Source organism: Paraburkholderia acidiphila (assembly GCF_009789655.1).
In the GTDB taxonomy this organism is placed as follows: Bacteria; Pseudomonadota; Gammaproteobacteria; order Burkholderiales; family Burkholderiaceae; genus Paraburkholderia; species Paraburkholderia acidiphila.
Genome location: NZ_CP046909.1, coordinates 59318 through 73732 on the forward strand (window position 1 = coordinate 59318; position 14415 = coordinate 73732).

At 65.2% G+C, this 14415-nt stretch carries 14 protein-coding genes; 4 read left to right on the forward strand and 10 right to left on the reverse strand.

The features are described from left to right. Positions 1-80 precede the first annotated feature (80 nt). Positions 81-860 (forward strand): exodeoxyribonuclease III, encoded by a 780-nt coding sequence (locus FAZ97_RS00265; protein WP_158756655.1) that lies wholly within the window; start codon positions 81-83, stop codon positions 858-860. 31 nt (positions 861-891) lie between these two features. Here the strand turns inward: FAZ97_RS00265 and FAZ97_RS00270 are convergent, their stop codons facing one another. From FAZ97_RS00270 to argB, 8 genes are all read right to left on the reverse strand, one after another. Further along, the gene (locus tag FAZ97_RS00270) at positions 892-2037 is read right to left on the reverse strand and encodes a M48 family metallopeptidase (RefSeq protein WP_233271598.1); all 1146 of its coding nucleotides are present in this window, start codon (positions 2035-2037) and stop codon (positions 892-894) included. Continuing rightward, entirely contained in the window at positions 2034-3428 is a 1395-nt protein-coding gene (locus tag FAZ97_RS00275; RefSeq protein ID WP_158759001.1) for an AmpG family muropeptide MFS transporter, read from the reverse strand. The genes FAZ97_RS00270 and FAZ97_RS00275 overlap by 4 nt, the downstream gene beginning before the upstream one ends. Positions 3429-3509: 81 nt before the next feature. Then, positions 3510-4118, reverse strand: coding sequence for a methionine biosynthesis protein MetW (gene metW, locus FAZ97_RS00280; protein ID WP_112170109.1), 609 nt, complete (start codon positions 4116-4118; stop codon positions 3510-3512). Beyond that, positions 4115-5260, reverse strand: a complete 1146-nt coding sequence (gene metX / locus FAZ97_RS00285) for a homoserine O-succinyltransferase MetX (protein WP_158756656.1) — start codon at positions 5258-5260, stop codon at positions 4115-4117. Before metX ends, metW begins: the two co-directional genes overlap by 4 nt. A gap of 295 nt (positions 5261-5555) precedes the next feature. Next, positions 5556-6146, reverse strand: a complete 591-nt coding sequence (locus FAZ97_RS00290) for an HdeD family acid-resistance protein (RefSeq protein WP_158756657.1) — start codon at positions 6144-6146, stop codon at positions 5556-5558. A 60-nt stretch (positions 6147-6206) separates the two neighbouring features. Next, a complete protein-coding gene (slmA, locus tag FAZ97_RS00295) occupies positions 6207-6893 on the reverse strand; it encodes a nucleoid occlusion factor SlmA (protein WP_158756658.1) in 687 nt (228 codons plus the stop codon). 30 nt (positions 6894-6923) lie between these two features. Beyond that, on the reverse strand, positions 6924-7712 hold the full coding sequence (locus FAZ97_RS00300; protein ID WP_158756659.1) for a pyrimidine 5'-nucleotidase: 789 nt from the start codon (positions 7710-7712) through the stop codon (positions 6924-6926). A 52-nt stretch (positions 7713-7764) separates the two neighbouring features. Continuing rightward, positions 7765-8664 carry an acetylglutamate kinase gene (gene argB / locus FAZ97_RS00305; RefSeq protein WP_028203194.1) on the reverse strand — a complete coding sequence of 300 codons (900 nt, stop codon included), beginning with the start codon at positions 8662-8664 and terminating at the stop codon, positions 7765-7767. A 334-nt stretch (positions 8665-8998) separates the two neighbouring features. Here argB and FAZ97_RS00310 point away from each other — a divergent pair, with 334 nt between their 5' ends. Further along, entirely contained in the window at positions 8999-9235 is a 237-nt protein-coding gene (locus FAZ97_RS00310; RefSeq protein WP_158756660.1) for a cysteine-rich CWC family protein, read from the forward strand. On the opposite strand, the gene FAZ97_RS00315 is transcribed toward FAZ97_RS00310, so the two are convergent. Next, a complete protein-coding gene (locus tag FAZ97_RS00315) occupies positions 9225-10874 on the reverse strand; it encodes a hypothetical protein (RefSeq protein WP_158756661.1) in 1650 nt (549 codons plus the stop codon). The two genes, FAZ97_RS00310 and FAZ97_RS00315, sit on opposite strands and share 11 nt — an antisense overlap. A 117-nt stretch (positions 10875-10991) precedes the next feature. On the opposite strand from FAZ97_RS00315, the gene FAZ97_RS00320 reads away from it, so the two are divergent. Together FAZ97_RS00320 and FAZ97_RS00325 are read left to right on the forward strand one after the other, a co-directional pair. Continuing rightward, the gene (locus FAZ97_RS00320; protein ID WP_158756662.1) at positions 10992-12437 is read left to right on the forward strand and encodes an ATP-binding protein; all 1446 of its coding nucleotides are present in this window, start codon (positions 10992-10994) and stop codon (positions 12435-12437) included. An 18-nt stretch (positions 12438-12455) separates the two neighbouring features. After that, a complete protein-coding gene (locus tag FAZ97_RS00325; RefSeq protein ID WP_028203192.1) occupies positions 12456-12998 on the forward strand; it encodes a response regulator transcription factor in 543 nt (180 codons plus the stop codon). A 67-nt stretch (positions 12999-13065) separates the two neighbouring features. Here the strand turns inward: FAZ97_RS00325 and hslU are convergent, their stop codons facing one another. Continuing rightward, entirely contained in the window at positions 13066-14415 is a 1350-nt protein-coding gene (gene hslU, locus FAZ97_RS00330) for an ATP-dependent protease ATPase subunit HslU (protein ID WP_158756663.1), read from the reverse strand.

The window sequence follows — 14415 nt, forward strand, 5'->3', positions numbered from 1 at the left end:
GACCGTATTCCCTCGCGCGGCGCGCTTCGGCGCGGCGCGAGGCAACGTAAAAGCAGCGCACAATCAAAAGGAATGAAGACATGTTGCGTGTGATCACCGCGAATCTGAACGGCATCCGCTCGGCGGCGAAGAAGGGTTTTTTCGAATGGTTCGGCGAACAGAAAGCCGACGTGCTCTGCGTGCAGGAAATCAAGTGCTCGCAGGACGACATGACGCCCGAGTTTCTCGCGCCGCACGACTTCACGGGCTACTTCCAGCATGCGGTGAAGAAGGGCTATAGCGGTGCGGGCGTCTACTCGCGCCACGAGCCCGACGACGTCATCATCGGTTTTGGCAGCGAGGAGTTCGACCCGGAAGGGCGCTACGTGGAGACGCGTTACGGCAATCTCTCGGTGATTTCGGTGTACGTACCTTCGGGCTCGAGCGGCGAGGAGCGCCAGGCCGCGAAGTACCGATTCATGGACGAATTCATGCCGCACCTCGCCGAACTCAAGCGCGAGCGCGAAGTGATCGTGTGCGGCGACGTGAACATCGTCCACAAGGAAATCGACATCAAGAACTGGAAGGGCAACCAGAAGAACTCGGGTTGCCTGCCCGAAGAGCGCGCGTGGCTTACGAGCCTGTTCGACGACGTGGGCTACGTGGACGTGTTCCGCACGCTCGACCCGCGCCCCGAGCAATACACGTGGTGGAGCAACCGCGGCCAGGCGTATGCGAAGAACGTGGGCTGGCGTATCGATTATCAGATCGCGACGCCCGGCATTGCGCACAAGGCGAAGAAAACGTCGATCTTCAAGGACATCAAGTTCAGCGACCACGCGCCGCTGACCATCGACTACGACTACAAGGTCAAGAAGTGACGGTCGAACCCGGCGCGCTCTGAAACCGCTTTCAGGGCGCCGAAACGACCTTGCGCTTCTGCACGGCCGGGATGCCCTCGTAGTCGGGCAACTCGGCGAGCGGTTTGCCGATGGCCTTCGCATAGAGCGGCATCATGTCGGCGAGGCGCTTGGCGATATCGGCGCGCCGCGCCGGCGTGTACGGATGCACGTAGATGAAGCCCTGGTCGCGGTCGGCGCGCGTCGCCACCGAGAGCTTGTCCCACAGCGTGAGCGCCGCGCGCGGATCGAAGCCCGCGCGCGAGGCGATATCGCTGCCGATTACGTCGGCTTCGGTTTCGTCGGCGCGCCCATAGTGCATTTCCACGAGCTGCGAACCGATACCGAGCGGAAACACACCGAGATCCGCGAGCCCGAAGAGTTGCGGCACGGCGCCCGATTCGATTTGCGCGGCCTGTTGTTCGCCAAGGCGCTCGCGCACGTGCTCGCGCACGGCATGCGCAATCTCGTGGCCGAGCAGCATGCCGAACTCGTTGTCGTTGAGCTTCACGCGGTCGAGCAGGCCGCCGTACACGACGATCTTGCCGCCCGGCAGCGCATACATGCGAATGTCGTTCGAGCGGATCACCGCCACTTCCCACTTCCAGTTCTTGACGCGATCGCTCCACTTCAGCGCATAAGGCGCGAGCCGGTCGACGAACGCCCGCACGCGCTGCACGTGCGGATCGCTTTCTGCATAGAGTCGGTTCGAATGCGCGGCGCCGCGCACGATCTCGTTGAATTCCGCAGTGGCCTGCGCTTCGAGCATGGGCGAGGGAATCAGGTTGCGGTACACCGCGGCGTTGCCGAAGCGCACTACGCGGCCCGTGTTCGGCGCGCCGGGCGAGAGGTTGCTCTGCGTCGCGTTCGCATTCGCATTCGCACCGCCGTTTGCTGCGCTGCTCCCCCCACCGTTTGCGCTATTCGTTGGGTTGATTGCGCCGTTGCTTGCGCTCGCGGCGCTGACCGCCGGCGGCGTTGCGGGGTTGCCCGGTACGGCCGCAGGAGCGCTCGTGGCGGCCGGGTTGTCGGCAGCCCAGGTATTCCATGCAGAAAGGCCCGGCCAGGCGGCGGCAAGCACCATCGCGAGCGCGCGAGCGCGCACGCCGCGGCGCTGCGGCGCACACTGGCTTTGCACGACGCTCTCATGCGTGCTCACGACCGGACTCTCCACGGGGCAATTCGAATGAGCAGCAGCATACCCGGTACGGCGAGCACCGTGCAGACGATGAAATAGTCGAACCAGCCGATCCGCGCGACCACGTAGCCGCTCGCGGCGGAAGCCAGCGTGCGCGGCACGGAGGCAAGGCTCGTGAAGAGTGCGAACTGCGTGGCGGTGTAACGCGGATCGGTCGTGCTGGCAATATAGGCAGTGAACGCGGCGAGTGTGAGGCCCGTTGCAAAGGTCTCGAAGCCGTACACGAGCGCGAGTGCCACAGCACGCGGGTCGAGCGTGAATTGCACGTTCGCGCCGAAGAGACCTGCGGCCCACGAGACCGCATGGCTCACGGCGAGCACCGCATCGTAGATCGCCGCGAGCGACGGCGAGCCCGCGCCGAGTTGCGCGAGCCACGCGAAGCCGAGCGTCGAAATCATCTGCAGGAAACCGAAGATCCACAGGCCGCGCCCAATGCCGATCTTCACGAGCGCCACGCCGCCGATAATGCCGCCCGCGAGGCTTGCGCCGAACGCCGTCATCTTGGCGATCACGCCGATCTCGGTGCGCGAATAGCCGATGTCGAGGAAGAACGATGTGGACAGCGTGGTCGCCATCGTATCGCCGAGTTTGTAGAGGAAGATGAACGCGAGCACAAAGAGTGCTGCGGCGAGACCGTCGCGGTGCACGAACTCGGCGAACGGCTGCACGATCGCTTCACGCAGATTCTTCGGCGGCGCGCCATGCACTTCGGGCTCTTTCACCACGAGCGTCATGATCATGCCCGGAATCATGAAGGCCGCTGTGACCACGAACACGGTGCTCCACGGCAGGTGGTCGGAGAGGATCAGCGCGAGCGAGCCCGGCACGAGCGCCGCGATCTTGTACGCGTTCACGTGCACGGCGTTGCCGAGACCCTGCTGCGTATCGGTGAGCAGTTCGCGCCGGTAGGCGTCGATGGAGATGTCCTGGCTCGCGCCGAAGAACGCCACGAGCGCGGTGAGCGCGGCCACGGTCCAGATCGAATCCTTCGGCGAAACGTAGCCGAGCGTGCCGATGGCGAGCGCCACCAGAATTTGCGTGACGAGCATCCAGCCGCGCCGCCGCCCCGGGCGCCAGCCTGGCAGGCGCGGCACGTAGCGGTCCATGAGCGGCGCCCACACGAACTTCCAGGTGTAGGGGAACTGGATCAGCGCGAAGAGGCCGATCTCCTTGAGGTTGACGCCCTCGGAGCGCAGCCACGCCTGCACCAGATAGACGAGCGTGAAGAGCGGCAGCCCGGAGGTAAAGCCGAGGAACACGCAGATCAGCATGTGCGTATTCAGATACGCACGCCAGCCGGGATGGGATTCGTGAGCGGTAAGAGCGGGGGCCTCGTGGGGCGGATTCTGCATGTCGTCGTTAGCGGCGGCGGTGTTGGGTGCGGTCACTGATGGACCGGTCGGGCGGAAAAACACGCGACGCCGCGCACGGCGTCATTTTTTTCTCACGCGATAGACCGCAAGACTACCACGCCAGTTCACACCCCAACGCACGGTCTGACCCCCGTGCAGCACGGCGCGATCGAGAATTTCGATGCCTACCTCGGGCGCGAGCGCCTCGAAGTCCTTCACCGTGAGAACACGCACGTTCGGCGTGTTGTGCCACTGGTAGGGCAGCGACTTCGAAACCGGCATGCGCCCGCGCAGCACCGAGAGCCGGTGCGGCCAGTAGCCGAAGTTCGGGAACGAGACGATGCACTCCTTGCCCACGCGCGCCGTCTCGCGCAGGATCGCGGCTGTCTGGTGAATGGTCTGCAGCGTTTGCGAGAGGATCGCGAAGTCGAAGCTCGCGTCCTCGAAGAGGCGCAGGCCGTCTTCGAGATTCTGCTGGATCACGTTGATGCCGTTCTTCACCGAGGCGAGCACGCCCGCGTCGTTGATCTCGATGCCGTAGCCCGTGCACTCCAGTTCCTCGGTGAGGAGCGAGAGCAGCGAGCCGTCGCCGCAGCCAAGGTCGAGCACTTTCGCGCGCGGTTCGATCCAGCGCGCGATGGTGCGAAAGTCGGGACGGGCGGAAAGACTGTCGAAAGCGCTCTGGTTCATGCGCCCACCTCAGCAGCAATACGTTCGTAGTAAGCGCGCACCACATTGTGATAGCGCGCGTCGTCGAGCAGGAAGGCGTCGTGGCCGTGCGGCGCGTCGATCTCCGCGTAGGTGACCTGGCGCTTGTGATCGAGCAGCGCCTTCACGAGTTCGCGCGAGCGCGCGGGCGCGAAGCGCCAGTCGGTCGCGAAGCTCGCCACGAGGTACTTCGCCTTCGTGTGCGCGAGCGCGCGCGTGAGGTCGCCGTCATACGCTTTGGCGGGATCGAAGTAATCGAGCGCGCGCGTGATCAGCAGATACGTGTTGGCGTCGAAGTAGTCGGCAAACTTGTCGCCCTGATAGCGCAGGTACGACTCCACTTCGAATTCCACGTCGAAGTTGAAGTTGTATTCGTTCTCGGCGCCTTCCGCGCGGCGCAGCGCCCGGCCGAACTTCTCGGCCATGTCGTCGTCGGACAGATAGGTGATGTGGCCGATCATGCGCGCCACGCGCAGGCCGCGGCGCGGCTTCACGTTGTGCGCGTAGTAGTCGCCGCCGTGGAAGTCGGGGTCCGAGAGGATGGCCGAGCGCGCAACCTCGTTAAACGCGATGTTCTGCGCCGAGAGCTTGGGCGTGGAGGCGACCACGATGCAGTGGCCGAGACGATCGGGGTAGCGCAGGCTCCATGCAAGCGCCTGCATGCCGCCAAGGCTGCCGCCCATGACCGCGGCGAACTTCTCGATGCCGAAGCGATCGGCCACGCGCGCTTGGGCGTCCACCCAGTCCTCGACGGTCACGACCGGAAACTTCGCGCCATAGGGCTGGCCGGTTGCCGGGTCGAGGCTCATCGGGCCGGTCGAGCCGAAGCACGAGCCGAGGTTGTTCACGCCGATCACGAAGAAGCGGTTGGTGTCGAGCGGCTTGCCCGGGCCGACCATGTTGTCCCACCAGCCTACATTCCTGGGGTCGTCCTCATAGATGCCCGCCACATGGTGCGAGGCGTTGAGCGCGTGACAGACGAGCACCGCGTTGCTGCGCGCGGCGTTGAGCGTGCCGTAGGTCTCGACCACGAGGTCGTACCCGGCCAGCGCCGTGCCGTTCTGCAGTTGCAGGGGCTCGTCGAAATGCAGTGTTTGAGGAGCGACGATGCCGATCGATTCCATTCGTTCCGCCTTGGTTTTTCGGGCGGCTAAACGGTGTCGGCGGGCGCGGAGTGCGAAAGGATTGGCGCAGCTGACGACCTCTTTAGCCGCATTTATATCGAACTCCAGGCCAGAAGCCTGGGAGTTCACGCGCCCGCAATCGAGTCAGCAAATCGGCGCGTGGGTATTGCATAAGGAACGCAGAGTATATCGGAAAAAGTGCAAAGCGACGCGGCGCACAGGAAAGGCGGGCCGGGCGACCGGGCCTCGCCTTCCCTTCATGTGCCCGCGCGCCGCGCGAGGCCGCGAAGCCTTATCACGCCTTGGGCGCAGAAGGATGCGCGTTGCGCCAGCGCCGCAGCTGCAAGGCCGCGATGATCATCAAGAGGCCGTAGAGCACCGCGTAGGCGGCGATCACCCAGATCAGCGAGAGCGCGCCCGCGCCGGGGAACATCGCGAAGAAAAAGCCCACCGTGGCCGAGAGCAGCCCCGAAATCCCGACCGCCCACGGATGCGCGATGGCGTGCCGGTACTGGATCGCGTAGACGATTTCGAAGATGCCGGTGAAGAACGCCCACACGCCGATGATCATCACGAGGACGATGGCGGTCTCGCCGGGCCAGAAGAACGCGACGAGCCCGGCGATCACGCCGATCAGACCGATGATGACGTAGGTCCAGCGCCGGGTGCCGCCGCCGCGCGCGCCGTAGATGAGCGCGAACGCGCCGTCGACGATCGCGTAGGCGCCCCAGACGATGGCGAGCGTAAGCACGGTGAGGCCGGGCAGCGAGAAGGCCAGCACGCCGAAGACGATGGCGGCGATACCGCGCGCGATGAGCCAGCCCCAATGCGCGGAGAGGCTCGTCAGGATGGGCGGAAGGCCGAAGGGCGGAACGGGACGGTTCATGCGGCGGTTCTCCTTGTAGCGACGCGGGCAGCCGCCACGAAAAAACGCCGCGCGGCCGCGCTATTGAAGAATGATGCGGATCTGCTCGTCGGCGTGCTCGCTCGGTGAACGAGTGAAGCCGCTTTGCGCATAGCGATGCCAGCAACCGATCACATAGCGCACGACCAGATTCGCACGGACCGTTGGATCGTATCCCTTGGTGGCAGGCTTCGCGTTGACATGGTCAGACCCCGAAATCGCTTTGCGCTCGGCCTCTTGCGCGAGGTCAACGCGCAGACACTGGCGCAGCGACGCCTCGACGCGATCGAGCATCTGGTTCACGCGCTCGGCAAGGCGCTCGTGCTCGCCCACGAGGGCTTCGCAGGTCAGGACGCGGGTCATGCCCGCGTTGCGCGTGGAAAAGTTGACGAGCATCAGGGCGATCGCGCGCGCCTGCAGGACGCCGCTCGGCTCTTTTTCGACGATCTGGTTGATGAGGCCGAAGAGCGTCTGCTCGATGAAGTCGATCAGGCCCTCGTACATCTGGGCCTTGCTCGCGAAATGGCGATACAACGCGGCTTCGGAAACCCCGAGGCGCGCGGCCAGCGCAGCGGTGGTGATTTTCTCGCCGCGCGGCGCCTCCAGCATGGTGGCGAGCGTCTGGAGAATATGGATACGGCGTTCGCCCGGTTTTGGGCGGGGAGCGCGGCGGGCCGCGCCCGGCGATTCTGCTGCTTCGACTGCTTCACGCGTTTCTGTCGGCTGCATGGATATCGTCCCTGGCGTTGGCCCCTGGGCTTACGCTCCCCCGTTTGACTTCGAGCGTCCCAACTGCAGGCCTGGTTTCAGGGATTTTAGCGAACGAATGCGACGATCGACATAGTGGGGCCTGCCGGTGCCCGGCAGATGCGCCGGCAAGTGCCCGGTGATCCAGACGGTGCGGATGCCAAGACGCCGGTAGCGCTTGAGGTGGCCGCGCGTGTCTTCGACCAGGATCGCGTCGGCGAGCGCGACGCCCGCCCGGCGCAGCGTGCCGCGCAGCATCGCGCGGTCGGGCTTGGCGCGCCAGTGGCTGCGCGAGCGCATGCCTTCGATGGCGATCACGCGTTCGAAGAGCCGCTCGATGCCGAGCGCCGCGAGCACCGCGTGCGCGTAGTCCTCGGGGCCGTTGGTGAGAACGATCTTGCGGCCGGGCAGCGAGGCGAGCGTGCGGCCGAGGCCGCGCTCGGCGTGCAGCATGCCGTGCAGGTCGTCGAAGGTGTGCACGACCTTGAGGAAGTCGTGCGGGTCGATCGGATGATGGCGCGCGAGGCCGAGCAGCGTCGCGCCGTAGCGGTGCGTGTAGCTCGTGCGCAGGTGATTGGCTTCGTCGCGGCTCACGCCGAGCGCGTCGATGATGTACTGCGTCATCCCGGCGTTGATGGCCGGGAAGATCGCGCGCGACGCATTGTGCAGCGTGTTGTCGAGATCGAAGAGCCAGACGGGGGCGCCGTAGCCCGGGCCGCGTGAGGCGGGGGCGCCTCGCGTGCCGGCGACGCGGCGCGGCCGGTGCCGGGCACGCCTGGCATGAAGGCTGGAGTGGGTCATCTCGGGCGTGAGACGCGTCGGCGGCACGCTGCCGCCGACGGTTGGCGGAAGCTCAATGCGAGCGGATCATCGTGCCGAACGGCTGTTCGGTCAGGATTTCCAGCAGCACCGAATGCTCGATGCGGCCGTCGATGATGTGCACCGAGCGCACGCCGCTCTTGGCTGCGTCGAGCGCGGACGAGATCTTCGGCAGCATGCCGCCCGAGATCGTGCCGTCTTCGAACAGGGCGTCGATCTCGCGGGCCGAGAGGTCGGTGAGCAGGTTGCCCGCCTTGTCCATCACGCCGGGGATGTTCGTCATCATCACGAGCTTTTCGGCGTTCAGCACCACCGCGAGCTTGCCCGCCACGAGGTCGGCGTTGATGTTGTACGAGAGGCCGTCTTCGCCGAAGCCGATCGGCGAGATCACCGGAATGAACGCGTCGTCCTGGAGCGCCTTCACGACCGCCGGGTTGATCGCCTCGACTTCGCCCACCTGGCCGATGTCGATGTACTGACCGGGGTTGTCGCGGTCCGGCATCATCAGCTTGCGTGCGTGGATCAGGCCGCCGTCCTTGCCGGTCAGGCCGACCGCATGGCCGCCGAAGTGATTGATGAGCGTGACGATATCCTGCTGCACCTCGCCGCCGAGCACCCACTCGACGACTTCCATGGTCTCTTCGTCGGTCACGCGCATACCCTGGATGAACGTGCCTTGCTTGCCGATCTTCTTGAGCGCCGTGTCGATCTGCGGGCCGCCGCCGTGCACGATGACCGGGTTGATGCCCACGAGCTTGAGCAGGATGACGTCGCGCGCGAAGCCCTGCTTCAGACGCTCTTCGGTCATGGCGTTGCCGCCGTACTTGATGACGACGGTCTTGCCGTGGTACTGGCGAATGTAAGGCAGCGCTTCGGCCAGAATTTCGGCTTTCAGGGTGGGTGCGATCTGCGAAAGGTCGATGGGCTCGGACATGGCGGCGGAGACAGGACGAAAAACAGACGAAACTCGCGGACGAAGATCCGCGGACGAAAAACGCGGCCGCAAAACGGTCGAAACAGGCCGGATTGTACAGGACTGGCGCGGTGCAGCAGGGAAAACGGCGGGGAAACAAAGCGCATCGGAAGGGCGGCGAGGCGCGTGCGCAACATGGACGCCAGCGCACCGGCAGCGCGGCAAAACGGGGCGAAATCGGCGGAAAAGAGCGGGAGGGAAAGCCGGGGCGCGAAAAGGCCGGCGAAGGGCGCGCACGCCGGCTGTGGCATCATCTCTGTGTCACCAACCCTTGGCTTCGAGAGGAGTGCGCACCATGACCGCCTCCGCCGTGCCCGCCACCGGCATGAAAAGCGCCCGCTGCCCGCGCTGCGGGAAAAGCTTCGACTGCGGCAGGAACACCGAACCCTTCGATTGCTGGTGCAAGTCGCTGCCCGCCTTGCCCGTGAGTGAACTCGACCCGCGCGGGCGGTGCCTCTGCCCCGAATGCCTTGCGGCGGGGGCGGCTCCGGCCGTGGGCGCCGCATCGAAGGGCAGGCGCGCTATGTCTTGACCCGGACGCTCTGCGCGAGCGCCGCGAGATCGGCGCTGACTTCGTCGAGCACAGGCTCCCACTGTTTAAACGTCTTTTGCCGGTAGAGCCGGGTATTCGGATACCACGGGCTGTCGCTGCGATCGAGCAGCCAGACCCAATGCGGATTCACGTCGAGCAAGACCCAGGTGCGCTTGCCGAGCGCCCCCGCGAGGTGTGCGCTCGACGTGCACACGGAAATCACCAGATCGAGCGAGTCGATGAACGCGGCGGTGTCGTCGAAGGTTTTCCACTGCGCGCTGTAGTCGGCGACTTCGAATCCGGCTTCTCGCGCGGCTACGATGTCCTCGTGAGCGCCGGGCTGCAGCGAGTAGAACGCCGTGCCCTCGATGCCGCCGAAATGCCTGGCATACCGTTCGAGCCCGACGCGACGAAACGGATTGCGTTTGTGCGTGAGGCTGCCCGTCCAGGCAAGCCCGACCTTCAGACGCTCTTCGCCCGCAAGGCGCTCACGCCAGTGCGCCGCTGCCTCGGGATCGGCCTTGAGATAGCCGGTGGGGCCGGGAATCGTCGCTTCCTGCGTGCCGAATATGAGCGGCAGGCTCAGCAGCGAGACTTCGCAATCGTAGGGCGGCAGGCTTTCGACGGGGCCACCCGCGCAGTACAGGTCGCAATGACCGCCGAGGCTGCGCGCGAGGAGCGCGCCCATCTGCGGGAACGAATTCCATACGAGCCGGCCGCCTTCGCGATGCACGCGCTCGGCAAGCATCGGCACAAAGCGGCAGAACTGAAGCAAGTCGCCCATGCCCTGTTCGCCCCATACCAGTAACGTGCGGCCCGCGAGCGGCTCGCCTCGCCATTCGGGCTTCGGGAACACCGGGCGGCCCGCAGCCAGTTCGCTCGACCCTTGCCAGCGCAGCTCGTGCCCGGGCCAGCCTTCGGCATAGTTAGCCCGCAGAAGCTGGGTCATCGACAGGTTCAAGCGTAGCGATGCGTCGTTGGGCGCATACTGGCAGCCGGCGCGCGCAGCGCTTTCGGCCTCGTCCCACTGCTGGGCTTCCTTGCAGGCCATCGCGTAGTTGTTCAGGGCGAGCGGGCTCTGAGGCGCGAGTTCGAGCGCCCGGCGGCTCGCTTCGATGGGACGCGCCGTGCGGCTATCCGTTGGGAATACGCGCGCAAGGTTGATCCAGGCGTTGACGTTGTCAGGCTCTTCGGCGACCGTTTCTTCGAGCAGCGGCAGAATCTGGGCATCTCCAAAATTGATCTGCATCAATGCCGTTGCAAGATTGTTGCGCAGATTTGGAAACGTACGCGCGATCGCCAGCGCGTGGCGGTAAGGTTCTACCGCTTCGGCGTGACGGTTTGCTAACTGCAGCGAAAGGCCCGCTGCGAACCACGCGGCCGCCCGTTTCGGCGCGAGCCGGGCGAGCGCAGCGCTCATGCGCACGGCTTCTTCCGCCAGAGCGCTATCCTGAGCGCGTGCGGCGATGAGCATGAGCGTGTCGTCGTCGAAGCCTTGCATCACGGTGCGCGTGGCGGCCAGCAATTCGTGTGCGGACGCATCGGGTGACTGGGCGGTTCCACCGGCCGCAGCCGCGTCGATGAAATCGAGGAAGAGCGTGCGCACAGGTTCGAGCACGTCAGGAAGTGAGGTCTGCATGATTCCTTCTTGCTTGTCAGAGAACGCCGAAGTGAATGTGGCCGGCGGATGACATAGATTGAAGCAAACCTTTTCAAGATGATGAATCAGACAAGTCTTAACCGGTAAACTGACAGCATGCATCGCATAACCGTCAGTGCTCGTGTCAACCTTAGCCATCTGTTCTGGCTGCGCAGTCTCGCCATCATCGGCCAGCTCTGCACGATCGCGTTCGTGCAGCTCTTCATCGGCGTGCAGTTGCCGCTGCCGGCCATGCTGTTCGTGATCGCCATGGAAGTGGCGTTCAACGGCGTGACCTGGCTGCGCGTCACGCAGGATCGTCCCGAATCGAATCTCGAGTTGTTCGGCCAGCTTTGGGTCGATCTCGGCGCGCTTTCCGCGCTGCTCTTTCTTTCTGGCGGCACGACCAACCCGTTCGTCTCGCTCTATCTGCCCTCGCTCGCCATCGCGGCCGCCGTGCTGCCGTGGTATCTCACCGCGTGGCTCGCGGCCTTCGCCGTGGCCTGCTACGTGCTGCTCGGCTTCGACAACGTTCCGCTCAATCTCGATAATCCCGCCAACCTGTTCGACTACTATCGCGCGGGCATGTGGGTGAACTTCATGGTGAGCGTGTGCCTGATCGTGTGGTTCGTCGCGCGTATGTCGCGCGCGCTGCGGCAACGTGACACAGCGCTCGGCGACGCGCAGCAGCGCCTGTTGCGCGACGAGCGCGCCGTGGCGCTCGGCGTGCAGGCCGCTACCGTCGCGCACGAGATCGGCACGCCGCTGTCGACCATCGCCATGCTCACCGAGGAACTGCGCGATGTCGCGCGCACGGACAAGGGCCTCGCACCGTATTCCGCCGACCTCGAACTGCTCGACAAGCAGATCTCGCTTTGTACCTCGGCGCTCGCACGGCTGAGAAGCCGCGCGTCGTCCACGGGCGCGCGCCAGGTCGTGAGCGAATGGCTCGGGCCGTTCGTCGAGCAATGGCGCCTGCGCCATCCGCATGTGAAGTTCGAACTCCTCGACAACGGACCGGGCGACTTCGCCCTCGACGACACCGTCGCGGTTGGCCAGATCCTCACCATCCTCCTCGACAACGCCGCGCGCGCCAGCCGCGATTTCGTGACCTTGCGCGCCTATGCGGCGGCACGAGCCGGTTACGTCGATTTCGAAGTCTGCGATGCGGGGCCCGGCATTCCGTCGTCGCTGCGCGCGTCGCTCGGCGCCGCGCCTGTGGATAGCACCCAGGGCGGTCACGGCGTGGGGCTGTATCTGGCGTTTTCGTCGGCGGCGCGGCTTGGCGGCTCGATCGAGCTCAACGACGTCACACCGCCCGGCAGCGCGTCGGGCGAAGTAAGCGGCGCGGACGACGACACGCCGCCAGGCGCCGCAACGGGCAGCGGCATGCGGACGCGCCGCGCGCGCGGCACCCGTGCGGTGCTGCGCTTGCCGGCGAAGCAGGTCAAGGCGGGTGAGGCGGGTCAGGTGAACCCAGCGGCGGCGGCGCGAGAAGCCGCGGCGTCCGCGGGTTCGGAGATTGGATCAGGCGAGGGGCCGGGCCGGCCCGACGCCGCGTAACAACACGGAGAAATAGGCATGAGCGATATGAGTTTTCTGGTCATCGACGACGACGAAGTGTTCTCCGATATCCTCACGCGCGGCCTCACGCGGCGCGGCTTCGAGGTGAAGCAGGCACACAATGCGGAAGAGGCGATTCGTTTCGCCAACCAGCAGAAGTTCTCGCAGATCACCGTGGACCTGCATCTCGGCAACGATTCAGGCCTGTCGCTCATCGCGCCGCTGCGCGAACTGCAGCCGGACGCGCGCATGCTCGTGCTCACGGGTTACGCGAGCATCGCCACAGCGGTGCAAGCCGTGAAGGACGGCGCGGACAACTATCTCGCCAAGCCCGCGAACGTCGAGATGATTCTCTCGGCACTCCAAAGCGATGCGAGCGCCATGCAGGCCGAAGAAGCCATCGAGCACCCGGCGCCGCTTTCGGTTGCGCGCCTCGAATGGGAGCACATCCAGCGCGTTTTGGCCGAGCACAACGGCAACATCTCGGCCACGGCGCGCGCGCTCAACATGCACCGCCGCACGCTGCAACGCAAGCTCGCGAAGCGTCCGGTGCGCCAGTAAGCGCGACGAACGCGGCAAAAGAAAAGGGACCCCGCGGGGTCCCTTTTTCATGCGCCATGCGTCGCGCTTAGAGTACGTAGCGCGACAGGTCTTCGTCCTGCGCCACTTCGCCGAGCGCCTTGTCGACATAGGCCGCGTCGATCGTCACGCTCTTGCCCGCGTGATTGCCGGCCGCGAACGACACGTCTTCCAGCAGCTTTTCGATCACCGTGTAGAGACGGCGCGCCCCAATGTTCTCGGTCTTCTCGTTCACGGAGAAGGCGATCTCCGCGAGGCGGCGAATGCCGTCTTCGGCGAAATCGAGCTGCACGTCCTCGGTTGCGAGCAGCGCCTGATACTGCTTGACGAGGCTGGCGTCGGTCGCGACCAGAATGGCTTCGAAGTCCTTCACGGAGAGCGAGTCGAGTTCCACGCGAATCGGGAAACGGCCCTGCAGTTCGGGGATCAGATCGCTCGGCTTCGCGAGATGGAACGCGCCGCTCGCGATGAACAGGATGTGATCGGTCTTCACCATCCCGTACTTCGTGTTGATGGTGGTGCCTTCCACGAGCGGCAGCAGATCGCGCTGCACGCCCTGGCGCGACACTTCACCGCCGCTGCCTTCGTTGTTGCGCGAGGCGATCTTGTCGATTTCGTCGAGGAACACGATGCCGTTCTGCTCGACGTTCTGCACGGCCTTGGCCTTGACCTCTTCGTCGTTGAGCATCTTCGACGCTTCTTCGTCGGTCAGAACCTTGAGCGCTTCCTTCACCTTGAGCTTGCGGCGCGTTTTCTTGCCGCCGCCGAGGTTGGCGAACATCGAGCGGATCTGCTCGGTCATGTCTTCCATGCCCGGGGGGCCCATGATGTCCATGCCCGCCTGCGGCTGCTCGACGTCGAGTTCGATTTCCTTGTCGTCGAGCTGGCCTTCGCGCAGGCGCTTGCGGAAGGTCTGGCGCGTGGCATTGTCGCCGCCTTCGGCATGGCTCGTTGCATCGGACGAACCGAAGCCTACCGGGCGCGCGCTCGGCAGCAGGATGTCGAGAATGCGGTCTTCGGCCTGGTCGGTGGCCTTGCTGCGCACTTTGCGCATTTCCGTTTCGCGCGTCTGCTTGACCGAAATCTCGATGAGGTCGCGCACGATGCTGTCCACGTCGCGGCCCACGTAGCCCACTTCGGTGAACTTGGTCGCTTCGATCTTGATGAAGGGCGCGTCGGCAAGCTTGGCCAGACGCCGCGCGATTTCGGTCTTGCCGACGCCCGTCGGCCCGATCATGAGGATGTTCTTCGGCGTGATTTCCTGGCGCAGCGGCTCGGCGACCTGCTGGCGGCGCCAACGGTTGCGCAGCGCGACGGCCACGGCCTTCTTCGCGTTCGCCTGGCCGATGATGTGCTTGTCGAGTTCCGAGACGATCTCGGCGGGGGTCATGGTGCTCAT